This window comes from Neorhizobium petrolearium (genome assembly GCF_017873175.1).
GTDB lineage: Bacteria > Pseudomonadota > Alphaproteobacteria > Rhizobiales > Rhizobiaceae > Neorhizobium > Neorhizobium petrolearium.
In genome coordinates this window covers 1-24185 of record NZ_JAGGJW010000026.1, presented here as the reverse complement: position 1 = coordinate 24185, position 24185 = coordinate 1, and the positions used below count along the sequence as shown (strand labels likewise).

23 protein-coding genes and 2 pseudogenes are annotated in these 24185 nt (G+C 55.7%); 6 read left to right on the top strand and 19 right to left on the bottom strand.

Annotated elements, in window-relative coordinates; translation table 11 throughout:
• Positions 1-14: 14 nt before the first annotated feature.
• From J2046_RS31520 to J2046_RS31460, 13 genes and pseudogenes are all read right to left on the bottom strand, one after another.
• A complete protein-coding gene (locus tag J2046_RS31520; protein ID WP_210058582.1) occupies positions 15-839 on the bottom strand; it encodes an ABC transporter permease in 825 nt (274 codons plus the stop codon).
• A 43-nt stretch (positions 840-882) separates the two neighbouring features.
• Complete coding sequence (locus J2046_RS31515; RefSeq protein ID WP_210058580.1) at positions 883-1623, bottom strand: ABC transporter ATP-binding protein; 741 nt, start codon at positions 1621-1623, stop codon at positions 883-885.
• Entirely contained in the window at positions 1620-2588 is a 969-nt protein-coding gene (locus J2046_RS31510) for a carbohydrate kinase family protein (protein WP_210058578.1), read from the bottom strand. Before J2046_RS31510 ends, J2046_RS31515 begins: the two co-directional genes overlap by 4 nt.
• A complete protein-coding gene (locus J2046_RS31505) occupies positions 2585-3613 on the bottom strand; it encodes an SIS domain-containing protein (RefSeq protein ID WP_210058576.1) in 1029 nt (342 codons plus the stop codon). The genes J2046_RS31510 and J2046_RS31505 overlap by 4 nt, the downstream gene beginning before the upstream one ends.
• Positions 3606-5288, bottom strand: coding sequence for a hydantoinase B/oxoprolinase family protein (locus J2046_RS31500; RefSeq protein WP_210058574.1), 1683 nt, complete (start codon positions 5286-5288; stop codon positions 3606-3608). Before J2046_RS31500 ends, J2046_RS31505 begins: the two co-directional genes overlap by 8 nt.
• Positions 5288-7321: a hydantoinase/oxoprolinase family protein gene (locus J2046_RS31495; protein ID WP_210058572.1), complete on the bottom strand. Its 2034-nt coding sequence runs from the start codon at positions 7319-7321 to the stop codon at positions 5288-5290. The genes J2046_RS31500 and J2046_RS31495 overlap by 1 nt, the downstream gene beginning before the upstream one ends.
• A 34-nt stretch (positions 7322-7355) precedes the next feature.
• Entirely contained in the window at positions 7356-8147 is a 792-nt protein-coding gene (locus tag J2046_RS31490; RefSeq protein ID WP_210058570.1) for a GntR family transcriptional regulator, read from the bottom strand.
• A 1-nt stretch (position 8148) separates the two neighbouring features.
• Positions 8149-9153, bottom strand: a complete 1005-nt coding sequence (locus J2046_RS31485; protein WP_210058569.1) for an aldose epimerase family protein — start codon at positions 9151-9153, stop codon at positions 8149-8151.
• A gap of 197 nt (positions 9154-9350) precedes the next feature.
• The gene (locus J2046_RS31480; RefSeq protein WP_210058568.1) at positions 9351-9770 is read right to left on the bottom strand and encodes a CopG family transcriptional regulator; all 420 of its coding nucleotides are present in this window, start codon (positions 9768-9770) and stop codon (positions 9351-9353) included.
• A gap of 35 nt (positions 9771-9805) precedes the next feature.
• Positions 9806-10405: pseudogene (locus tag J2046_RS31475) on the bottom strand (type IV secretory system conjugative DNA transfer family protein); the annotation flags it as partial.
• A 427-nt stretch (positions 10406-10832) separates the two neighbouring features.
• On the bottom strand, positions 10833-12335 hold the full coding sequence (locus J2046_RS31470) for an argonaute/piwi family protein (RefSeq protein ID WP_210058567.1): 1503 nt from the start codon (positions 12333-12335) through the stop codon (positions 10833-10835).
• A complete protein-coding gene (locus tag J2046_RS31465; protein ID WP_210058566.1) occupies positions 12301-14856 on the bottom strand; it encodes a hypothetical protein in 2556 nt (851 codons plus the stop codon). Before J2046_RS31465 ends, J2046_RS31470 begins: the two co-directional genes overlap by 35 nt.
• Before the next feature lie 184 nt (positions 14857-15040).
• Positions 15041-15220: a hypothetical protein gene (locus tag J2046_RS31460; RefSeq protein ID WP_210058565.1), complete on the bottom strand. Its 180-nt coding sequence runs from the start codon at positions 15218-15220 to the stop codon at positions 15041-15043.
• Between the two features lie 42 nt (positions 15221-15262).
• On the opposite strand from J2046_RS31460, the gene J2046_RS31455 reads away from it, so the two are divergent.
• A complete protein-coding gene (locus tag J2046_RS31455; protein WP_210058564.1) occupies positions 15263-15889 on the top strand; it encodes an ATP-dependent Clp protease proteolytic subunit in 627 nt (208 codons plus the stop codon).
• Positions 15890-15951: 62 nt separating this feature from the next.
• Here J2046_RS31455 and J2046_RS31450 read toward each other — a convergent pair whose 3' ends face one another.
• Complete coding sequence (locus J2046_RS31450; protein ID WP_210058562.1) at positions 15952-17340, bottom strand: aminotransferase-like domain-containing protein; 1389 nt, start codon at positions 17338-17340, stop codon at positions 15952-15954.
• 93 nt (positions 17341-17433) lie between these two features.
• Here J2046_RS31450 and J2046_RS31445 point away from each other — a divergent pair, with 93 nt between their 5' ends.
• A complete protein-coding gene (locus tag J2046_RS31445) occupies positions 17434-18072 on the top strand; it encodes a LysE family translocator (protein ID WP_210058561.1) in 639 nt (212 codons plus the stop codon).
• A gap of 25 nt (positions 18073-18097) precedes the next feature.
• Here the strand turns inward: J2046_RS31445 and J2046_RS31440 are convergent, their stop codons facing one another.
• A complete protein-coding gene (locus tag J2046_RS31440; RefSeq protein ID WP_021586616.1) occupies positions 18098-18244 on the bottom strand; it encodes a hypothetical protein in 147 nt (48 codons plus the stop codon).
• A gap of 115 nt (positions 18245-18359) precedes the next feature.
• On the opposite strand from J2046_RS31440, the gene J2046_RS31435 reads away from it, so the two are divergent.
• Positions 18360-19217, top strand: coding sequence for a LysR family transcriptional regulator (locus J2046_RS31435; RefSeq protein WP_210058560.1), 858 nt, complete (start codon positions 18360-18362; stop codon positions 19215-19217).
• Positions 19218-19262: 45 nt separating this feature from the next.
• Here J2046_RS31435 and J2046_RS31430 read toward each other — a convergent pair whose 3' ends face one another.
• From J2046_RS31430 to J2046_RS31420, 3 genes are all read right to left on the bottom strand, one after another.
• Complete coding sequence (locus J2046_RS31430) at positions 19263-19955, bottom strand: alpha/beta fold hydrolase (RefSeq protein ID WP_210058559.1); 693 nt, start codon at positions 19953-19955, stop codon at positions 19263-19265.
• Positions 19956-20040: 85 nt separating this feature from the next.
• Positions 20041-20445: a hypothetical protein gene (locus tag J2046_RS31425; RefSeq protein WP_210058558.1), complete on the bottom strand. Its 405-nt coding sequence runs from the start codon at positions 20443-20445 to the stop codon at positions 20041-20043.
• Positions 20446-20463: 18 nt separating this feature from the next.
• Complete coding sequence (locus J2046_RS31420; protein WP_210058557.1) at positions 20464-21072, bottom strand: TetR/AcrR family transcriptional regulator; 609 nt, start codon at positions 21070-21072, stop codon at positions 20464-20466.
• A gap of 152 nt (positions 21073-21224) precedes the next feature.
• Between J2046_RS31420 and J2046_RS31415 the strand changes: the two genes are divergently transcribed.
• The 3 genes from J2046_RS31415 to J2046_RS31405 all read left to right on the top strand — a co-directional run bounded on the left by J2046_RS31415 (position 21225) and on the right by J2046_RS31405 (position 23441).
• Positions 21225-21587, top strand: a complete 363-nt coding sequence (locus J2046_RS31415) for a DoxX family protein (RefSeq protein WP_022567473.1) — start codon at positions 21225-21227, stop codon at positions 21585-21587.
• A 23-nt stretch (positions 21588-21610) separates the two neighbouring features.
• Positions 21611-23023 (top strand): MFS transporter, encoded by a 1413-nt coding sequence (locus tag J2046_RS31410; RefSeq protein ID WP_210058556.1) that lies wholly within the window; start codon positions 21611-21613, stop codon positions 23021-23023.
• Positions 23024-23213: 190 nt separating this feature from the next.
• Positions 23214-23441: a hypothetical protein gene (locus tag J2046_RS31405; RefSeq protein ID WP_210058555.1), complete on the top strand. Its 228-nt coding sequence runs from the start codon at positions 23214-23216 to the stop codon at positions 23439-23441.
• Positions 23442-24090: 649 nt separating this feature from the next.
• Here the strand turns inward: J2046_RS31405 and J2046_RS34475 are convergent.
• A pseudogene (locus J2046_RS34475) lies at positions 24091-24185 on the bottom strand (IS5 family transposase); the annotation flags it as partial.

The window sequence follows — 24185 nt, the reverse complement described above, 5'->3', positions numbered from 1 at the left end:
TGCGCCCCGAACCCTTAAGCTGCGCCGGTGATCGCTCCGACAATTCCCTTTCCGGCGCTTTTTTCCGTCCATCTCGTCAATGGCCGCTCCAGCGCCACCACGATCTTGTCGAGAATGATCGCCAGCAGGCAGTAGATGGCGACAATTACCAGGATGCCAGCCGTATCGAGGTACTGCACACGAATGATCATGAGATGGCCGAGCCCGACTTGGGCGCCGATATATTCAGCGGCGACGTCCAATCCCCATGAGGAAGCGGCTGCCACTCGGATAGCACCAAGTAGATGCGGGAAGATCGCGGGCAGGATGATCGACCTGTAGATTGTCCAGCGGCCGGCGCCTAGAACAAGGCCGGCGCGAATGTAGACGGCGGGAACATTCTTGATCGCCTCTATCGTTGCAACGCCTATGACCAGCGAAGTTCCGAGGACGATGAGGACAATCTGGGGAGTTTTGCCGAGGCCGAACCAAAGAATGAAAAGAGGGATGAGCGCAAAAATCGGAATCGGGCGGAAGAAGTCCAGAACTCCCCCAAAAATCTCTCTCGCAAGCCGGCTATAAGCCATGATCAAACCCATTGCGAGACCGAACAGGCTGCCGCCGATGAACCCGCCGAGCGTCATCGTGACACTTGCCACAAGGCTTTCCGGCAGAAGTGGAGAAAGAGAAACAAAGGAGTTCCAGACATCTTCCGGCGAGGGAAGGAAAATAGGATCAATGGCGCCCTTTCGGGTTGCCGCGAACCAAAGTACGATCAAAAGGACCGGAACCAGCAATTGTCGTATGAGCTTGTTCCTTTGTACGGAACTGCTCGCGGGCGCTTCTGTTGTGACGGACATTATTGTCCCCTCTTTTGTTTAACTCGCGCTCCTGAAGCGCGTTTCAGTGGATCAGGTCCGAGACTTCACCGCGAAGCTGCTGAAACTCGGCGGATCGCTTGAGTTCGATGGAACGGTTGTCTCCGAATGGCACATTGATGATATGCGCTATGTGCCCGGGGTTTCGGCCAAGCACCACGATCCGGTCGCCAAGGAAAAGCGCTTCTTCAATGTCATGGGTGACGAACAGCGAGGTGGCGTTCGTTTCTTCGCAGACCTTCAGAAATTGCACCTGAAGCCGCTCCTTGGTCATAGCGTCGAGTGCACCATAGGGTTCGTCCATCAGGATCATCTGAGGGCTGACGGCAAGGGCGCGCGCCAGATCGACGCGTTTGCGCATGCCACCCGACAATTCACGAGGATAAAGATTGGCGGCATGCGTCAGCTCCACCGCGGCGAGCTTTTCTTCAACGATGCGCTGCCGTTCAGCAGGGGGTATGCGTTTGACCTTCAGGCCGAACTCGATGTTGTCACGAACCTTCATCCAGGGAAAAACAGCGTCGTCCTGAAAGACCATGACACGGTCCGCGGCAGGCCCGACGACCGGGCTGTCGTTCAGAACAATGGAGCCAGACCGAATAGGGACAAGGCCGGCGACCGCGTTCAGCAGCGTGGATTTTCCGCAGCCACTGGCGCCGATCAGGCAAATGATTTCCCCACCCTGGACCGTCAGGTCGATCTTTTCGAGCACCGTTTTCGCGCCATAGGCGATCTGAACGGATTCGAGCCGCAGTTCTTTCATCATGCCGGTTCTCCCGATTTATCCCAACGATCGTGGCGGCGAAGCGATGCGATCACGGTAGGATCGACTGCTTCATCTCTGCCATGCGTCAACATCCATGTCGCGAAATCGCATCCGAATGCTGTCGCCGCTTCAGCGTCGAGTTGTTGCGCCGCAAGGGCGTGAATAAAGCCGGCGTTGAAGCTGTCTCCTGCGCCGACTGCCTGAACTTGCCCGGTAATTTTGATTGCCGGGATCGTCACACTGGGTTTGCCGCTTTGGCGCAGTAGAGCGCCTCTTTCACCGTTCTTGACCACCAAGACGGCTCCGTCGCCGAGTTGGGCATAAAGTTTCTCGGTGGCAACAATCAAATCCGCCTCGTCCGTCAGCGCAGTTGCTTCGTCGCTATTCATTAGCGCGAAATCGACTTTGGAAAGGACCTCAAGGACGTCGCCACGAACGTTCCAACTCGCTTCCGACCAAGCAAGATCTATTGCAATCTTTATTCCGGCGGCTTTCAATCGAGCGAATACGTCGTGTAAAATCTCTTTGCGAACACGCGGCGGCTGGCACCAGCCGGAAAACAACGCCAGCTCGGCGGCAGGGAAGCTGCGATGCAGCAGCATCTCTCCGAGCTTGGTCAGCGCGCCGGGAAGAGTGATGAACAGCCGCTCACCGTCTTCCCGCACGAGCGCCGTTGTAACGCTGGTCGCAGACCCATCTCGAATATCGAGCAGATCGGTGTTCAGACCTTTCCTTTCCAGCTCTTTCGTGATCCAGATCCCGTTGTCGTCGTTTCCGATCGGGCCAGCGCAACGAACATCGAGGTCTAGGCGTTTCGCAGCCAGAGCAAAGTTTCCAGTGTTGCCTCCAAGTCGGACCTCCATCCTATCCACTTCGGTTTCCTGGCCCCAGGCGGGCAGGTCACGAAATGTAGCGAAGATCTGGTCGACGGTCAGATCACCTACGGCGAGAACAACCGGGCTCATTCAACCCTCGTGATTTTGGGAATAAGCGTCGGTTCGATCGAGCTCATGTTCAAGGCCCGTGCGATCGACACGTTGAGCCTTTGCAACGCCACGGCAAAGACGACGGCATTCAATTCAGGAAGCGTCACAGGAACCCGGACAACCTCGACCGCCTCTGGCAATTCGACGCCGTCAGTTGCTATCGCAACTACTGACGCGCCTTGTTCGACTAAGTCGGAAGCGGCCCGCACCATGACGGGCGTCATATGATCCTGAGGAATAAGCATGACAACAACACTGTCGGGCAAGCAGATCAGTTCCATCGGTCCATGCCGCAGCAGACCGCCCGATACAGGAATGGCAGCGATCCGCATCCCCTCCTGCAGATCAAGGGAAGCCTGTTTCGCAACGCCTATGAGATGGCCTCTGGCAGTCATAAGCGCTACGCGCGAGCGGGCGACAACCGCAGCGGCATCAGCAAACTTATCCTGCTCCCGGCTGGCAACGACGGCAACCTGCTCAGCGATTTGCTTCAGCCAGAAAATGATCGCAAGGTCGCGCCGTCCGGCAAGCCCTGCCGCAATAGCTGTCGCTACGCAAAGCGTCGTTGTGAAAGAAGAGGTATTGTAGAATGCCTTTTCCGCCGCCCTGAAAGGCAAAACGTAAGTAGCTTCACGGCCGAGCGTGCTGCTCTCATATGCCGTCACACCGATGGTAGTCCGCTCGCCCGCTATAGCGTCCAGCAGATTGATGATCTCAGCGGATTCGCCGGATCGGCTGGTGATAATCAGAGGAGATGTGTCGGCCTCGGCAGTCCCGTATCGATGATACTCGCTGGTATCTGCAATGGTGTGAGAGACGCCGGCATTATTGAGCACGAGCCCTGCTGAGTGCCAGGCCCAAAGGGAGGTCGCCATACCGGTGATGACAACCTCTTTTCCCACGCCGACCCATTCCGCCGCACTTCTGTACGCAAGGTCAAAAAGGTCTGCGTTGGCGAGCAGCGTTTCCGGTTGGCTACGGATGTCGTTGATCAGATCAAGCATTCGCTCCATCTCCCGGCTTCACGCTTCCATATGCTGCTACCGATGCCTGCGTGACCTTGCCGGATCGAAGATCCGCCTCGACGAGTTCCCGGTCACGCGTTGAAGGATCGCCGTATCCTGCGCCGCCGCCAATGGCGACCTCGAGCTCGTCACCTGAGTTGAGGATTGCCGCACCTTTCGGTGGCAGTTGTTCTTCCGCCCCGTTCTTGCGAGTGATCTTGATATAGGCCGTCGTCCCGTCCTGTCCGCCCTGCACGCCAGGAGCGTTGTTGACGAACCGATCGGAGTAGACGCTCATCTGAACGCCGTCTTGGAGGAAGCGATAGGTGCGGACGGCGCCAAGGCCGCCGCGATAGCGGCCGGCTCCACCGGAGTCCGGTCGCAGTTCGTACCGTTCCACGCGGAAAAACGACTGTGAAAGCTCAAGCGCTTCGACCGGCGTGTTGCGGCAGTTGCCGAGCGGGTCATCGAGCTGATCAGCGCCATCGTTGCTTGGTCCCGCGCCATATCCACCGCCAAGCTGCTCGCTGATGGCATGGTAGCTGCGAACGCCTTGCCAATGAAGGTCGACTTCGGTGCGGGTGTCGTAGCCAGGCGCCGGAATGCGATCGGGCAAAGCCTTGGAGAGAGCAAGCAGGATCGACTGGAAGACACGCATGACAACCACGTTTCGCCCCTCAACCGGAGCAAATGGGATGGGGTTGACGAGGCTGCCTTCCGGTGCGGAGATGCTGATCGGGCGATAGGATCCGTCATTTAGAGGAATAGACGGCTTCGTCAGCAGCATTTTCAGGGCCGAATAGGCCGAGGAGATCGTCGAAGCGCGCGGGCAATTGATCGCTGTCTTTACCTGCGGCGACGTGCCTTCAAAATCCAGATGCAGCGTGTCGCCTTTGACCGTGACGGCGACATGGACCTCCAAGTTCTTCTGGTCGAGGCCATCAGTGTCAATATAGTCGACGCCCCGGTATGTGCCATCGGGCACTTCGCGGATTGCCTCTCGCATAAAGGATTCAGCATAGTCGAGAAGCTGGTCGGACGCGGCAATCACGATGTCGACGGAATATCGGGCGATCAATTCCTTCATGCGACGGCGTCCGGTCTCGTTTGCCGTTAGTTGCGCATTCAGGTCACCGATCGTATCGCGGGGAATGCGAACGTTCGCCCGGATCAACTGTTCGAGGATTCCGCCATTCCAGTCTCGCGACAGGGAAAAGACCATAGGCGTGAAGCGCATGCGTTCTTCAAACACATCTCGGGCGTAGAGGTTGTAACCCGGAGAGTGCCCGAGATCGACGTGGTGGCCGACCGAACCCGAGAAGCCGATAAGCGTCCCTTCATGGATAATCGGCGAAAACAGATAGACATCCGACAGATGCTGTCCGCCATTGTAGGCATCGTTGAGGATGATCACGTTATCCTCGGTCAGCTTGGAGATGTCTGTCTTTGCAAGCGCGCCCTGCACGGCTGGGCTCACCGAGTTGAGGTGGAGCGGAATGTTCTGCGACTGTGCGAGAACCCTGCCCTTGCGATCGACAAGGCAGGTGGAGCAGTCGGCCGCTTCGCGGATGACCGTGGAATAGGCGGTGCGAATGAAGTCGTTGCTCATTTCCTGAGCGATCGCCTGAACGCTGTTGGTGAAGATGTTGAAGGTGACGGGATCAACGGTGGTCATCAGTTTTTCCTCTCGAGAAGAACACTGCCGCTTTCGATGAGACGAGCACTCCAGCCTTCCGGTACGAAGCAGGTGGAGGTATCAGCCTCGAGAACGGCGGGGCCGGCGATGTTTGTTTCGAGCGTCATCGTCTCGCTCTTGCAGAAGACAGTTTCACGTTCGGCGCCGCGCAGCAGAACCGAGCCGGTCTCGGTGGAAACAGGAACGATCTGATTAATATGGACCGAAACGTCCTTGGTCTTGCGCGGGATGACCACCTTGAGGCGATAGTTGACCACCTCGGCGCTTTCGCCCTCGAAGGCGAAGCCATAGCGCTTTTGATGTGCTTCATGCAGCCGGGCTGTGACCATTTCGGAGGTGACGGTTTCCGGATCAACTGAAATCGCCAGTTCGAAGGCTTGGCCTTCATATCGGACATCCAGTCCGGCAAAGAGCTTCAGCTCACCCGCGCTGAAGCCATGGTTTTCGAATTCCTTGCGCGCCTTCTCGGCCAGCGCCTCGATCTTGACTTGGAAGTCCTTCTGCGAGAGGTCGGACGCCAGCGCCACGTCCGTCTGGACATAGTCGCGGGCGATGTCGGCGACGAGGAGGCCGAAGGCCGACAACACACCCGCGTGCGGTGGCACGAGAACGCGGGTAATTCCAAGTTCGTTCGCAACGGATGCCGCATGGATCGGCCCCGCGCCGCCATAGGCGACGAGCACGTAGTCTCGCGGGTCGTAACCGCGTTGCGTCGACACAAGGCGAATGGCCTGCGTCATGTTCGCTTCAACGATGCTGGTGATTGCCTCGGCAGCCTGGGCGCGGGACATCCCGAGATCTTTGCCGAGGCGCTCGATCACCCCGCGTCCGGCATCAGCGTCGAGCTTGAAGTTTCCGCCCGCGAAGGTCTTTGGGCGAATGATCCCCCGCGCGACGTTAGCGTCCGTCACTGTCGCGTGAGATCCACCATGACCGTAGCATGCCGGGCCGGGATCGGCGCCGGCGCTCTCCGGACCGACGTGCATCATCCCGTAGCGATCGATCGCTGCGATACTGCCACCACCGGCGCCGACCGTCGCGATATCGATCATCGGCACAGCGACGGGAAGATTGTTGAGCTGGTTTTCCGTCGTGATCAGCGGCTGGCTGTCGTTGATCAGGCAGACGTCCGTGCTGGTTCCGCCCATGTCGAACGTAATGATATTCTTGATGCCTGCGCGTTCGGCTGCATAGATAGCGCCCGTCACGCCGGCGGCCGGGCCGGACAGCAGTGTTCTGACGACTTCGCGGCGGATCGCGTTCGCCGGCAGAACGCCGCCGTTCGATTGTGTGATAAAGAGGCTTCCGCCGAACCCGCGTTCCTGAAGTTTTTCGGTCAACTGCCCGACGTAATGGGACATGATCGGCGAAATATAAGCACTCATAGAAGCGGTACTTGCCCGCTCGTACTCACGAAACTGCGGTAGAAGTTCCGAAGACGTGAGAACGAGCAGTTCAGGCGCCATCTCTTCGATAATCGCCCTCACTCGATCTTCATGCATCGAATTCTGATAGCTGTGCAGAAAGCATATCGCGACCGCCTTTATGCCGCCTTCCAGAAGGCGCGGCACGATGCTGCGAACTTCTTCCTCAGCCAGCGCAATGAGCACATCGCCACGGACATCAAGCCGTTCGGTGATAGGCATGACCCATTCGCGCGGAACGACGGGACGCGACCGCTGATAGAAGATGTCGTAAATATTCGTCTTGTCACCGCGCTGGATTTCGAGAATGTCCTGAAAGCCGCGCGTCACGATGAGCGCGGTCGGAACGCCCTTACGCTCAAGCACTGCATTTGTGGCAACCGTGGAGCCGTGCAGGACATCGTGCATATCGCCCCAGGCGATATCGAGCTTGTCGACACCGGCCAGCACGCCTTTTTCGGGCTGCCGCGGCGTCGAAGGGACTTTCAGGGTTTTGAGTTTCGGTTGCTGGCCGTCGTCCTCGAACAGAATGATGTCCGTAAACGTACCCCCGATTTCGACCGCAAGTTTCTGTGGCGATTTAAGCATCGCAAACCTCATCCAATTGTAAAGCGTGTGAAGGTTAGTCTTCAATCAACCGAGCGTAGGTCGATAAGCTGCCTAGCTCGATAATGAATTCCATCATGTCCGACCTGAACCAGGATTCTTCCACTTCGACCGGCGTGCCGGCATCAGTGTAACTGACGCCAGCGACCCGCATAATCGGAGCACCTGCCGCCACACCAAGAACGGATGCGAGAGCCTCGTCCGCGATCTCGGCGCGGAGCGCCTGATGTGCGGCCATCACATTGAGACCGAAACGGTCAGCAAGAACTCTATAGACCGAGCCCTCGACATCCGCCTTCGAAAGCGTCGAGCAAATCCTCTCCGGGATCCAGATCTTTTCGAGCACCACCGGTTCTCCGTCTGCCAGGCGAAGGCGCTCGAAATGAAAGACATGTTCAGCCTCGGAAATATCCAATTGCTCAGCGATTCTAGGCGCCGGTTTATCCAGGGAGAAGGTAAGAACCTTCGTTCCAACGATCTTGCCTGCGGACTCAAGGATGTTTGTTGTGCTTTTGACATCCGACATGTCGCGGGTCACCGGCTGGACCTCGTCGGCTCGCACCAAGCCCTTCGGATTCACGAAGCTTCCCACACCCTGCTGGCGCCGGATGAAACCTTCATTGACCAATTTCGCGAGAGCGAGCCGCACAGTCATGCGACTGACGCCGTACGTCTTCGATATCTGTTCCTCCGTCGGGAAAGGATCATTCGGCTGCAACTCGCCATTGGCGATTTTCAAGCGGAAAATTTCGCTGAGCTGGTAGACCAGCGGAACGCCGCTTTTCACCAGACGGTTTGACATATTCATTCTACCTCCCGCTATCAGTAGAGAACCGATAGATCGTTGTCGCTTGATATTTCTCTCCGGGACGAAGGACCGTCGTCGGAAACGTGGGCTGATTGGGTGAGTCCGGCAGGCGGCGGGGTTCCAGCGTAAAGGCATCTCCCTGTCGGTATTGCCGTCCGCTTGCCCCGACTAAACTACCGTCAAGGAAGTTGCCAGAATAGAACGCCATGCTCGGTTCTGTCGTCTCCACGTCAAGGATACGTCCGGACAGCGGATCGTAGGCGCGCGCCACATGGCGCAGTTCAGGGCCACCATTGAGGACGAAACTGCAATCGTAGCCTTTAGCAAACTTGGTCAGCGGGTGACCGCTTCGGATTCTGGCCCCTATCGCGAAAGGTTGACAGAAGTCCAGAGGACTACCTACGACATTGAGAAGCCTTCCGGTGGGTATCAATTCCGAATCGACCTCGATAACCTCCGAAGCATCCACTGTCAGAATATGCCCCTCAACAGAACCACTACCCTCGCCACCGAGGTTGAAATAAGAATGGTTTGTCAGATTGAGAACTGTAGCGGCATCGGTGACAGCTTCATAGTCCAACCTGAGGACATTGTCGGCGGTAACGCTGTACGTGACTGTTACGTCCAGTCTTCCGGGGAAGCCTTCTTCACCGTCAGGGCTGCTGTAACTGAGACGTGCCGCAGACTCCGAAAGCATCTCGACACGCCATAACTGCTTGTCAAAGCCGCGCAGGCCGCCGGCAATATGGTTCCGCCCATTATTGGCAGAAAGCTGATACCGCACCCCTTCAAGCTCGAACTGTGCACGAGCAATGCGACCGCTGAAGCGCCCCACCAATGCACCAAAATACGGATGATCACGGTGATACTCCTCCTCGGTCGCAAAACCGAGGACGACATTCGCTATCTGACCGTTCCGATCGGGGCTAGCGATCGCTTTTATGCATCCACCGATATCAAGAAATTCCACAGACAGCCCGCGGTCGTTCGAGAGCATGTATTTCATTGTTCACCTCATCGCGCCTCTTATTGAGCGCTACTCATATTGGCATATTGTTATAACAACATGCCAATCGCAAGATTTTTTTTCACATATTTTTTCATGCTGCTAAGCACTTGAAAATGCTTAGATAAGCAGTTCGAGAGAACGGTGATTTACCGCACGGGAGTTCAACCCAGACGGCGCAGTTAGTGCCCGACCCCTCAGCAACGATCCTCCGACACCTCTTGGCTCAATCTGGGACCATTGGAGAGCCGTCGGCCGAGCGCTTCCAGGAATTTGTCGTAACGCTCCCCGCCCTTGGCGCGGGCGGTCGCCTGGGTCGTCTCCGGCATTGGGGCCGTCGTATTCAACCAGAACCGGACAAAGAGGGCCAACGTCTCCACGGCAATCTCCAGATCCCGCTCCAAACGCAGAAGATTGCGATCAATCCGATCAAGGCGTTTGACAATAGCTGCTTCCTTCCGCTCATCGGCATCCGGCGACAGGAAGGACGCGATGGCAGCCTCCGCAATCAACGAAGCCGATTGCCCGCGTCTGTCCGCTAAGTCGGTAAGTCTGCACTTGAGTTCTGGCTCCAGATAGACGGAAAGGCGATGCTTCTTTTCCGAAGCTATGACCATTTCAGAGTTCCATCCCGTCGCTGGAATCCATGGAGGCTTAGCCGCCGACCAATCTGGTTGAGGACGAGACGGACCAACGGCTTGGTCCTCGATATGTCCGAAGGCGGAACAACCAGATAAAGCGTCGAAGGCTTTTCCCCTCCAACAATGTCGGAGATCCGCCAGTCGCATCGCCGGGTCACGGTCGCCACGACGGGATCACGGTAGAGCCCAAGGAACGACATGGCGGTGGAGAGCACGCCTGAGCGCTCATTGTCAGATTTGTTGAGCAGTTCCCGCGCCGCGCTGGCGATCACCGGATGCGGCCCCTTCTCTCCGAGATGCGGTGTCGCCATCATCGCGGCCAATGTAGACTCGATCGGTCGTCGCGGATCGGACAAAAATGCCGAAACGCCGGCCAGGGTCTTTTCGTTCTCAGCATAGAGGACATGCAGGATCGCGCCTACAAGGAGCGAGTGGGAAGTCTTTTCCCAGTGGTTGCGTTTTTCGAGCGAGCCCTCAGGATCGACCAGGACGTCGGCGACGTTCTGGACATCCCTCACCTCCCATTCGCCTTTCCTGACCTCCAGCAATGGATTGTAGGCGGCCGAATTCTGGTTCGTCGGATCGAAGAGCAACACGCGGCCGTGCCTGGCTGAGAGCGGCAATTATTTCCGCCGATCTCTAATTCCTTCCGTCATCGTAGCAGTTTTCGTCTTCATGTTAACGCCTTGCATGCCTCACGAAATCTCGCAGTAGCGAGCCCTAGCTTGCGGGTTAGGCATAGGCTAATAATCGGTCCAGCGGAAACCATAGATGTTGAACCAGGAGTGATTCTGGCAATGAGATTCCTTGGTATTCCCGAGATCTTGGCGCGATGATGATCTGGAATCAGTTCACGATAAAGGAAAAGGGCACCCGCAAGAGCTGAGCTCTCGCGCAGCGATCGGTGGAAATTTGATCCCACTTTGATCTGACTAAGGCTGATTTCCGCCTTCTTACGTTTGGCACGAGCCGGCGGGATTACCGTTTCAAAACGCGAGCTTGTGGAAACCTCCGAAAATACTCAACGCCTATCTTACATTATATGTAGAAACGATAAGACGGATTGGGCGTCGCGTTATCCGAAAGCTCGCACATCAGTTCTCCCACGCGCCGTGCAAAGAGCAGCGTGATCGGGAAACGGGTGATCCCATCGCTGGAATTCCAGTTCATTTTGGTCAACGCCAGGATTTCCTCCGCGCGTGCACGAATGTCAGTTTCACCGCAAGAACCGATTTCCAGAGGTGCTGGAATGTGCATTCCTGGGAATTCGTTCCACCAAGGAATATAGCCGCTCGTGAACAGATAGGAGTGACCATCTAGCGAACACAATGTGCCGCGCCATGGTTCTTCGGTTCCTTTGCGGACGACACGAAACGAGGTATTGCGCAGCCAGATCAGATCACAGTTGGCGACCCGATCTTTGGCAGCCGTCCGAAAGCCTCGTTCTTCTTCAGGCTGATAGTTTGTCGTCTTATGAATTACCACGCGGTCGGGCGTCACTCCGGCTCGTCGCTCATACTCTTCCAGTATCTGCTCGAGCAATTGACGCGCTTGCGCCTGGTTCAGGTAAGGTTGGCGATCACGCTTCTGGTCATGATCAATGCTGGCACCTTTGATCGCATAAGGTTCGATATCTGTCGAATAAGCCTGCGCCACGCTGGCGTAGACCAGATGCCCGCCACGCTTTTTCATGTGGTGAAAGGAAATCCCGACAAAGCAGACATTCTTCGGCAGATCAGCAGGCCGCCACGGGATGCCCTTGGATTTATAATAGATGGAAACGGCAGCGTTCCAGACACGAGTAGCCTGACTTTGCCCCTTATCGTCTGGCCGTTCGATTGTGTCCCGTCTAACGACCTGGATCGGAACAGCCTGGCTATCAGACATGATCTTGGCTTTCAGGGCACGGTAGAACGTTCGGAACAGCAAATCGTCAGCCATCGTATAGAGGGCGCTCGCTGCTTCAAGCTCGTCTGGCGAGGGCTGAAAGAGCGCAAGCTGGTCGCTTTCCTCCTCGGCGCGCAAAAATTCCAGCGCCCGGCGTTCCTCTGGTGACAGGCCGGGGTTCATGACGCGCAAATCACCGAGTTCGGGCTTGATGCATAGGATTATACAATCAGGAGCCTCGTCTCCGTACAAGCTGCTGATCTCGTATTCGAAGAGCTCGACCAGTTCGCCGAATTTTTGGCCCTTTTGTGCCTCACGGAAAAGCTGATCATATTTCGAGGAAGAAACGATCCGCCTGTGCCGCTTCTCCGTGATGAATTTCGCATTCAAGGCCTTTTCTAGTCCCGGCCAATTCCTAAAACGCGCGGAGTTGTTCTCCTTCGCCGGAATGAAAGTCTCAAATCGCGACAGCCATGCAACGGCAGCATCGATATCCTCTGAAAGGCCGACAAAACCAAGCTTAATCTGTCGTAGACCGGTGTTGTCGGATGGCCCATTCTTTGGCAATCCCCGGCGTGGATCGATGTCGGTTTTCGCATTAGAAAACTCGATTCTGGGCTCATGCAGTACGTCGATCTTCATTTGAATCGTCATGATCCACCAGCCCTTCTTCTGTTACATCCTGGGTGTAAAAACTGCCTTCCAGCACCAGATCAGGCACGTTTTCATCACCGATATTTATCGTTTGTCCTCCTTGGGATAGGAACCGCCCCCAAAACACGAGATCGCTCTCGACATTGGTATTTCTATCGAAGCGAATGCGACGCGTAGCGCGGCTTGTACGCATATATCCCGGCAACGGGGTGATGCCGTCCTGTTTCGTGAACATATAGAACGGCTTAATCCGGACACCCCACCCATTGCCCAAGCGCACGATCTCGTAGCCGAAGCCTTCACATTCAAACCAAGGCTTTCCGTCATCACCGCGCTTTTTGACAACATCGCGTCTGATACCCTTCCGCCGTGGCGTGTCATAAACAATAGTTCTGTTGTCTTTATTCCTGCTCTGGAAATAGGCACGTTTCGCCGGATGGCCTTTCTTCGTCTTTTCAACGACAAGGCCGTCCTTCTCAAAGGACCGAATATGCTGCTCAAAATGCTTGCGTATCAGCCAAGCAATTTTCCGGTGCAGCACAATGTCTGAATCCGCCTCTGTCAGTGAGATGACTGTCGCCTCTTCCAAAAGGGCATTCGCGAATAAAAGGTTGGCGATAGGGGCAGGCAAGAACGTCCATAAATCACCGCTGCGGCGCTCATAGACGAAGGTACCGACTTCATGCAGCGGAACGTCCCGCCCCAGATCGACGCCCTCCCTGATCTTGAGGCGGATAATTGCCTCAGGCAAAGCGGAGAACATCAGCGAGTTTATCGTATAAGTTCCCACAGGTCGGGTGTCGATCGACACAGAGGCTGATCCAGCAGAAGCGCCCGGTCTGAAAAGCTTGGCGAGGAAACCATCCTCTCCCGGCGGGAAAGCGAATGACGCAGAACCGCCAGCTTCGAAACAAAGATCGAGGGTGTCGGACAACCCCGTACCCGCGCGTTCCATGGCGCTGATCCCAAAAAATACATCGCATAGGGTTCTGTTTCGAAGATCGCTGAACTCCGGCACGGGGGAAAACGCACCCTCGTCATTTGTTTCAAGTCGATTTTTCGACTGCGCAGACATTCCGCCCGGATTGGAAAAGCACACGGCAGAGTTTCCGTCCACGTCGATTTGACTTGGCGCAACCATCTCATAATCCCGGTGAACAATCATGTTGACCAGCATTTCGATCAGAGCGCGTTCAGGGTATGCGGCGCGCGTATAATGCTTTTGCTTACCTTTAACCTTGATGATGGGATTGACGTCTTTGCTTTCCAGCCACTCAAGCAATGCACGATATTGAGAGATGAGATTGCCTTCGAAAACGATGCGCCTCTTTCCGGAAATAGTCGCGGAAATCACAGAGTGCGGAAAGAAGCGTTCAGGATTTCGACCGAACAGCAGGATGCAGGCATTCGTCGGCTGTTCGGAAGCATCCTTTTTCTGGACCAATAGGCCGATCTCGCGCATCAACGGCTTGAGCTGATCCGATGTGAGACTACCGCGCTCAAGTTTCTCGCAATATTGCCGGAGGGTTACCAGCGCCAGGTCCGCATCGACATCAGCCCAGACAGCCCCGTCACATATCCGGTCATCAAAGCTCTCTCCGGCTTCGGCCACTGGAAGAGCTACGAACCTCTGGACACCGGCAAGCTCCACATTCAAGTCGGACAGAATTTCATCAAAGCCTTTGATCTCCAGTTGTTGAAAATTACTTCCCAAGCGGTCCGACAACGCCTGAACATTGGAGTGAAGCTGCTCACCTGCTCTCACGCACCAAAATATACCGTGCCGGAATTTCTGGTCTTCGGCTCCGAGGAGCGATGACATGATCGACGGCTCGTACCCTCGATACCCCATGACGATCAAGGGCGAGAACTCAAGGAGTGGATGCAGCTTTTCGAGGAGAGCGCTATCGAGAGTTTGCGTCTCATGAACAAGGTTTCGGTCGGTATACTGTTCTGCTTTGCCGTGAAGCCAGACAATCTGAGCCCTTGCGAAGGGGTTAAATTCGTTGAAGTCGTCGGGCCTGCGATTGATTTCCGCAACATGCCTTATATGAGGGTGCTTCTCCCCGAGCGCCATCGGCAGGCACAAATCGAAATTGGTGGTCATCACCGTTCCGGCAAGCCCGCGCAGGACGAGATCAGCAAGGGCGCGGTAACCTGAACCGAGCCCGCCCTTCAGGCTGACGAGCTCCAACAACAACCGCCGTCTATATGCTTCCGGCTTTAGCAAATTCTCGACGACGAGCGGAAAATTCTCGGCGAGATGATCATCTCCATGAATAAACCACTCCTGCTGATGCAGCCAACTGGTCCATTCCGATGGTTTAATGCGCTCGGGAAGTGTCCTGCCTCCAAGCTCACGCTCGGCATAGACTTGCTTTGCAAGCCGACGGACGCTTTCAGCAGCGAGAGGAACACCGGAGGAAAATGAGGCCCCCGCCCCCAACAAAAATGTGGGGCGAGCGTCGTTGTCGGGCCTCAATAGCGAGGCAAGAATCGAAACGCTAGTTTTGTGGCTCATACAACCAGCGTAACAATTTACAAGAACAACTCAAGAACATTTGGGGTTCCGAGCGCGCGTTATCCTCATCTTTCCTAAAATAACCCACCAGTGCAATGCGGCAGCCGCACCCAAGCCGGCCAGCCCAGCTCGGCAGGCACGCCAAAATCGATTGCGTGAATAAGATCAGGGGGAACCGTCCATATCAAAAGCGTGCGGGGCGGTGCGGGCGCATGCGAACGCCGATGGCAGCATATTCTTCGCGGGAGTAATCTCGAACGACATCCATGATTTCAGGGTGCTTCAGACGGATGTGAGATTCGACCAGACGACTAAGGCTGCTGCCAACAATAACAGCAGTCCCTTCTTGCTCGCCGCCTGACACGGCGAGGTTTCCTCACAAATTCTTGAAGATTGGAGTTCGCCGATGCGCGAAGCAATGCAACTCGTCCCTATGGTCATAGAACAATCCAGCAGAGGGGAGCGGTCTTTCGACATTTACTCCCGCCTTCTCCGAGAGCGGATCATTTTCCTCAACGGCGAGGTAAACGATGCCGTTTCAGCTCTGGTCTGTGCCCAATTGCTGTTCCTTGAAGCGGAAAACCCTAAGAAGCCGATCAATCTTTACATCAATTCGCCAGGCGGAGTAGTGACCTCCGGCCTCGCCATGTATGACACCATGCGCTACATCCGCGCGCCTGTGCATACGCTGTGCATGGGAACGGCGCGCTCCATGGGATCGTTCCTGCTGATGGCGGGCGAACCGGGCCAGCGCGCTGCGTTGCCCAATGCCAGCATACTCGTCCATCAGCCCTCTGGCGGTTTTCAGGGGCAGGCATCGGACATGCTCATCCACGCCGAGGAAATCCTGAAAATCAAACAACGCATGACCCGGTTATATGCCGACCATTGCGGACGCAGTTACGAGGAGTTCGAACGCGCCATGGACCGTGATCGTTTCATGACGGCAGAAGAAGCACTTGAATGGGGACTAATCGACCGCATTCTACAATACCGGGAGGAGCCGTCTGTTACAACCACGCCGCTGACCTGAAATCCCTACTTCACCAGCATCATTATTTGTGGACACGTGTTGTAGAAGATGCAGCGCTTCCGTCAGCGCTGCGGCGTCCGGACTGCGGAGAGAGACGATATGGCTTTCGACGAGACGATCAGATCGGCGAGCACGACCAGCGCCCTTTTCAGATCGTCCGGTGAAGGGCCGCCCAAGCACAGGCGAATCCCGGTCGCTTGATCATCAGGATCGACGGCGACGCTGTCCGGCGCAGTCACCATCACGCCGAGGGCGGAGGCTGTTAGCGCAAACTGCTCCGCCTTGCTGCGAGACATCGGCAGCCAGGCGTGAAGCGCCGCAGGGTGAACGTGGCAAGTCTCCTGTCCAAGCAGCGACGCGGCGAGCGCTGTGCGACGGCGGGTCTCGATCCCAATCGCCTGTCTGACCGATGCGACAACACCGTTCACAAGCCAGTCCTCCATCACCGACATGGATAGCGGCGATGGTCCTATTGGCAGAGCCCTCAAGAAAGCTTCTGCCCTTTCTTCCATTCCAGGCGGCAAAGTTAGTGCGCCGATCCGCAATCCCGGACCGAGCGTCTTGGAAAGGCTGGCGACGTGAACAACGTGTTCCGGCGAAAGAGCGGCAAGAGGAAGCAATCCGGGGTCGATGTCCGTTGCGTATACACCGTCCTCGATAATGACGGCGTTCCGCCGCCGGCAGATTTCGACGATGGTCTGCCGCCGAGCGCGACCCATTGTGGTGGTGGTCGGATTGTGCAGGGTCGGCGTGACATAGACGGCCCGGTAGGGAACAGACGCCTCTTCGTCCAGGGTCGCGGCCAACGCGTCCGGCATCATGCCTTCTTCGTCAAGTTCTATTCCACGCAACCGATAGCCTCTATGACGGGCCAGCGCAATGGCTCCGGGATAGGTCAGCCGTTCGGTGAGAATGACACCATCGCGCCCGCATGCGAAATCGAACGCCAACGAAATTGCCTGTTGTGCACCGGCTGTCGGGATGACCTGTCTCGGATCGACGACAAGCGAAAAAGTCTCTAACCAACGGGACAGCAACCGTCGATGTTCCTCGTGACCCGCCAGCGGTGCGTAGAGGTTGAGGTGAGCGGCATCGATCTTGTGAGCGATCGTCGTGAGCGTGCGTGCCAGGAGCCGCTCCCCGATCATTGCGGGCGGCGTATTGATCGATAGATCGATGCGAGGGCCGGAACGCGCCGCTCTGGTCGCGACAAAGGTGCCGCGCCCCTTAACGCTACGCGTGAGCCCCTGCCTCCCCAGCATGGCATAAGCTTTCGTGACCGTACCGACGCCGATACCTAGTTTCCAAGCCAGATCCCGATGAGCAGGCAGCCGGTCGCCGCTCGTCAAGCGTCCCTCAAAAATATCTTCGCTCATTGCCTGCATCAAACGCTCAGCGGCATTCGCCGTACCGTCGGCCAATCGTGGCTGCCAGGGGGACCGTTTACGCATCCGTACCGCCTCAATAGTGTATCGTGACACTTTAATGCTATTTTTGAAAGTGTGTCACGTTCTATATATCGCGTCAGAAGAAGGATACAGCAAATGTATAATTTCCCGGACGCGATCAATTCCGACCTTGGGCTGATACAGACTGTTGTTGCGCTGAGCATTTATACTATCGTCACATCGATCACACCGGGACCGAACAATATGATGGTGCTGGCTTCCGGCGTGAATTTCGGGATCCGGCGAACAGTGCCACACGTCCTGGGAATCAGTCTGGGATTCGCTGCGATGGTTATTGTCGTGGGAATGGGTTTGGGCGCAGTCTTCGATCTCTATCCCATGCTGAACGCTGTGTTACGCTGGGCTGGTGCAGCATATCTGGTCTATCTGGCTTACAAGATAGCCCGATCGGGCACGCCGGATAATTCCGACAGCAAAGCGGGCAAACCGTTGGGCTTTCTGGGAGCCGCAGCCTTCCAATGGGTTAACCCGAAGGCTTGGGTGATGGCTCTCGGCGCCGTTGCCGCCTATCTGCCGCCACACCCTTCTGTGGTATCGGTTCTGGCTATGGCAACACTTATGGCTTTGCTCAATGCCCCATGCGTTGGAATATGGGCGAGCTTCGGAGTCGGTCTTCGATCTTTCCTGACCAAACCCGCCCAGCTGAAGCTCTTCAACATCTCGATGGCCACGCTTTTGGTAGCGTCTCTTTATCCGATTGTGGTCAGGTCCTGATATTTCAGATCGCATTGAAGCCGTTTTACTTCATTAAAGCCACCAACAACCGAGCCAGCATAAAAGAAAGCAAAAGAACAAACGTCGAAGTGATGAGAATCCCTGTAAAATGTGCAATAAGCGCGCCCAAGGGGGTGAGCTTGTCAGCAAGGGGATCGAACAGTTTTTTCATCCAGTGTCACTCCGATTTCGTAGACAGTTCTACGAACGTGAGAATAAACGCCGGTCCATGATATGAGAAAGACGGACACTATTGTTTCAATGATAAGAAAACGTTATCTTTCGACATGAAATCGCTGAATATAGACGCCCTACGAGCCTTTGTGCTCGCAGCAGAAATGAAGAGCTTTACACGAGCTGCGGAAGCGCTCGATACCACGCAAGCGGCAGTCAGCCTGAAAATCAGGCGGATCGAAGACACTCTAGGTCGCAGATTGCTTGACCGTACACCTCGTCGTGTCGCACTATCGATGGACGGAGAGGCTTTTCTTCCACATGCCCGCGCGCTTCTTTGCAAGCATGAGGAGGCGGTGAGTTGCTTTGGCAGCGCTAGCCGCCGCCTCGTCGTTGGGATAAGCCATCATCTTGTTGGAAGTGACTTACCGCTTTTATTGAAACGCCTCAGTACCGCCCAACCCGGAATTATCCTGGAGTTGCACTTGTCATCCTCACGCAAAACCCTTGAGGAGTTCGATAACGGTGCGCTCGACGCAGCAATCATCCTTCAGCATGGCAATGGCCGCCGCGGTGGCGAGATAATTCATTCCGAAGAATTTAGCTGGATGGCATCCCCGGAATACAAGACGGGACCCAAGGAGCCCCTGCGACTTGCAACCCAGCCGGAACCTTGCAGCGTAAGGGCCATGGCAATTGCTGCACTCGAACAAAGCCGTATTCCCTGGCAAACAGTTTTTGTTGGAGGAGGCGTTGCAACGATCGGCGCTGCGGTCGCGGCAGGGGTTGCAGTCGCAGCCATGGTACGGCGCGTCGCGCCATTAGGAACTCTCGACGTCACGCTGCCGCTCGGACTGCCTGAACTCCCCACGAGGGATGTTATTCTCTATTCGAATCTCGCCGATGACACAGCCCGGACCGCTCTACGTACCCTTGGCGCCGCTATTCGCACAACATCACGAAGCGGCTAATATACCGCCACATCTGAGCCTCGTGGAAATGTCCTGGACTTCCGATCATCTCGTTTCTAACAATACCGAAGCAACAATATCCGGATGTGAGATCATGGCGTCATGCGGAGCGTCAATCTCAACATAATGCCAGCCGCCGCTGAACGCCCGTGATATTGAGCGAGCCAGAAATGTTCCGTCTGCCTGACTACAGCGAATATATGTTTTGCGAGGGACCATAAGCGGGTTGAGCGTCACCGGTTCGAAATAGCTTGCCGCCGGATGTGGCGTCAGCTTCCCGTCAACCCATGCCTGATCAGCTTCCGTCAAGCCGAACTCGGCGGAGGGAAGTGGCGGAATATGCCAGTTCCCGTCTTCAGAAACCTTGGCGGCATAGATGTCGATCAGGGACGGCGCGTGATCCAGCAATTTCTCACCGTCCTCCGGCAAGAAAGCATCCAGAAGCACGAGATGTGAGACCAGTTCTCCAAGGCGCCCCACGGCAGCCGCCGCTGGGAAACCGCCATAGCTGTGCGCCACCAGAGTAACATCGCGACAACCGCTTGCGCGGACTTGCGAAACTATATCCTCTGTGTGGGTCGTCAGATCGATCTGCGCTGACAGGAGATCGGCACGCTCGGCAAGTCCCGACAAGGTCGGTGCAACGGCGGTGTGCCCCTCCGATCGAAGCCTGTCAACGAGCCGTTGCCAACACCAGCCGCCGTGCCATGCTCCATGGATAAGAACAAATGATACCATTTCTAAATCAGCCTCAGTAACAGCGGTAATCCGGATTTTGCAATGTGCTTAGAGCAGACCATCTGCGAATTATCATCGCGATGCATCAATCACCCTCGCCAGGCATGCGGTACCGCGCGGAAACTCTCGTTCCATCCTTAAGTAAAGCGCAATTCCAAACAGAATAAAGATCATCACCATGCTCATGCGAACATGCCTTGACGCTGCTTTGATCCAGTTCTCCGATCGTTCTCAAAGCGCCTGCAATCTTTTCATGACGGATCATGCAATCGCTGACTGATTCATATGTGGACTGGTTTTTCTCGCAGAATCGACCAGCCGCATCCTCCGTGCGATAAAAATGGTCCACGACAATCAGGCCGATCAGAAAAAAGATGACAACAAAAACAAGCATCCGATGCAGCCTTTTTTCATGGCGCGTTTCCGCTCGGCCCACACCTGCAAAGCCATCAACGACAGTCTCGACAAGAGTTAGAAAGAAAGATTTCATGTAGTCTCTTGCCCGAATTTACGTTTCCGCGACTTCGGGACTGAGAAATCTCCTAACCATCGTAGTGATGAGTTTTCTGCTCTCCTCGAAACTAATGCCGGGAACCATCAAGGGCAGCATCGGGGCCGCGTCCACTATAGCGATCAACATGGCCGCGGTATCATCGGGATTGAGATCTGGATCAACCTTTCCGCCCTCCTGACCAGATTTCAGTGTCTGCGCCAGCAACTGCCGCACGGATTTGGTATTTTCTGCAAGGATATCGCGCACTCGATCATTGCGCCCGGCTTCAGCCAAAAGCTCGAATAGAATGCGACAATGCTCTGTATCATCCCAACTCGTCATGCTCCAGATTTCGGACAGCAGTATAGTCGCAAAATCTTCGCTATCCTGTCGGTGTTCGAAATAAGTATGAAGGGTTGAGAGATACTCATTGGCCATCTGCTCGATGATCGCATCCTTGCTGGGGAAGTAGTGGTAGAGGTGGCCCGGACTCATCCCCGCTTCCTTGCAGATCATCGAGATCGAGGCGCCCTGCAGCCCATATCGCAGGAAGCAGCGGTGGGCGGCCTCCAATATCTCCTTCCTCTTTCCCTCATGCTGCTCTGGTACGCGTACGCGGCCCATATAACCTCCTTAAATAGAGCGATCGATCTATCTATCTTGACGATCGGTTGGGTTTTCAAATAACTAGAATGGTCATTCAATCTATTATGGAAGACGCCGCTCGTCCAGTTGGATCGAACCGGCGCGATCGCTTCCGCTGAAAGTGGGGTATTATGAATAAAACCATCCTGTCGCTCAAAGCAGTCGTGGCATGGTTGCTTGCTGCCTTTTTCCTGTTCGGCGCTTACGGCAACACCTTCCTTTCACCCGATAATGCCGCTGCCTATGCCCGGTGGGGCTATCCGGACTGGTTCCATTATCTGACCGCCCTTCTGGAGCTTTGCGCGGCGTTGCTTCTGGTCGGATACAGGACCCGCCTTTACGGCGCAGCTCTCGGTGCCATTGTAATGGCCGCGGCATCCCTGACCACACTCATCCATGGTGACTACGACCATTCCGCGGCGCCTATCATTGTATTTGCCGTTTCTCTCCTCGTGACCGTTCTCAACATGCCCGCGCGCGACAAGACCGCCTGAACCTTTACTCTCGGAGCTACGATATGACACGACCAGCAACACCTGCAGGCGCCAATGGAAATGTAGGATCTGATAACAGTACATGGGCTGACCTTCTTTCCGGACGCAATCTTGCCATCCTCACGGTTCTTGCCAGCGGCGTTCTTCTTTACGCTATGAACCTCTATTTTACGGCAGCGCTGATGCCGTCGATCGTGGCAGATATTGGAGGTCAGCATTATTATGCCTGGGTAACAACATCTTTCGTCGTCGCCGCCATCGTCGCTTCGCTCTTCGTAAGCCGTCTCCTCGACTGGAAGGGGGCAGGAACGGCCTATGTTCTGGGCTTTATTACATTTGCCGTGGGAGCCGCCGGAAACGCCGCTAGCCCTGGCATGGAACTATTGATCCTCGGTCGTGTTGTCCAGGGCTTGGGCGGCGGTCTGCTGGCAGGCCTCGGTTACGCGGTCATCCGGTCGGCGCTGCCCGAGCGTCACTGGGCACGCGCAACCGGTGCCGTGTCGGCGATGTGGGGTCTCGGTACGCTGTTCGGTCCGGCACTCGGCGGCGTTTTTGCCGAGTTTGGTCTGTGGCGCTGGGCTTATGGCGCTCTCGCGTTTGCGGCGCTTGCCTTCGCGATACTCGCTCAGCGTTCCTTCGGCGGCATGCAAGGTTCCGGGCATCGTACGGCTGTGCCCGTTGCTTCACTTGTTCCCCTCATCCTGGCAATCGTCTCTATCAGTCTCAGTTCAATCGTTCCGATTGGATGGCCTACTTTCACTATGATAGGAGCAGGTTTGGTTCTTCTTACGCTGTTCGTCATCGTTGAGCGACGCTCCCGCGAGACGATCCTGCCACACATCACCTATCGACGCGGCAATTCGCTGAAATGGGTCTACATCACGGTTGCCACACTCAGTGCCGGTGTGATGGTAGAAACTTTCATTCCGCTGTTCGCACAGAAAATCGCCAGCCTTACACCCCTTGTGGCCGGTCTTCTCGGCGCCGTCCTTTCTCTCGCCTGGGTCATCGCGCAATTGTTCGTCGTTTCTATTTCGTCGGATGCCGGCAAGCGGCGTGCCATCCGTCTGGGTCCACTCCTCCTGACGGGCGGCCTCATTGCCTACGGGCTACTGCAGGTCCCCGGAACCGATGTTGCCATGGTCGCGATCTGGGCTGCCGTTCTAACCATCGCCGGCGCTGGCATCGGACTGGCATGGCCACTGCTCGGCGTCGCTGCCATGAGCGCTACAGATGATCCCGCGGAAGGAGGAAAAGCGGCAGCGGCTATTACCACTACTCAGCTCATTGCGTTCTCTATTACTTCGGCTCTTTCTGGAACGCTGATGGCCGCTGGGGGCGAAAACGTTATCGACGCTGCTCGTTATGTTATCCTGGGAATAGCGCTCCTCACCCTGACTGGCATCCTCACAGCCGGTATCGCAACAAGGCGGTAAGCCTTGTGCCCTTCGCCGGTGGTTTCCGTCCGGCGGAGGGCTATTGTCATGAGATCACACCCCCGTCTGACAGTCTGGACGCCCGCTCGCAACAGCAGCCTCATCTCTAGCCAGACCGGGCATTAACTATTGGTTTTAGTTGTAAAATTCGATTTATTTCAATGCTCAAACCCAATAGGAATGAAGACCGATGACGCAGAACAACAAGCGCATAATCTCCGATCCAGTTTTCTTAACACTTCTGATCGCCCTACTCATTAACGTGGTTTTCGGTGGCGCCCTCTGGCAAAACCTCGCAGCTTCAAGCAGTCTCGGTCCCGGCTGGCCAGAATTGTTGCAGGGGATATCGGGCTTCCTCGTGTTGATCCTTCTACTCATAAGGGCACTTCAGCTCAGCAAACGGACAAATGTAGAATGAATGGCTCCTGCCCAGATTTCCCAGTGAAGCAAACGCATCCTTATCGATTTCCTCAGGTTCTAATTGTGTTATCACGAGACCCGAGGAATTGAGCCGGCATTGCCTCAGGCAAAATGCTCTCGCTGGGACGCTCATGGTTTCCTGATTGGGGCGAGGCCCACTGTAGGTGATGTCTGCCCACAGATGCCCTGTCCGGTGCATCGACATTGAACTGCCAGGCGGAAGTGTCGTCGACCATGACCGATGAGTTGCCGCCGTAGGAAACAGGCCGACGCTAGCCGATCTACGCCTTCATTGCGTCTAGTCTGCCGAGACGAACGATGTGGTCGACGCAACGGGTGGTCTCTCCCCAATCGAGGATGCCATTATGAAGCTTACGATAACCAGTTCGTCCGTCAACCCGGTAGTCCAAATGCAGTCCGGCTTGCGATCACGCTCCACTCAATCGCCTTTTTTTGTCCGGGGTTTTAGGAGAATCCGCCGCAATACTCTTCTAGTTTCAACCGTTTTATCGGAGGACAGAGCAAAACTGCATTGAGATTTTTCTGCATCCTGCTATTGAATATCTGGACTTATATGGTCCTAGCGAGTTTGATTACCAGACTCGCATCGCAATGCCCCACCATGGACCTGCATTGCTCCCGCGTCGCTAGGTCCTGTTGACAAAGTATGGCAGCCATATCTTTGCGGCTGCCAGGGCGAGGAATGCCGAGAAGGATTTTCGTGTCTTGTCGTATCGGGTCG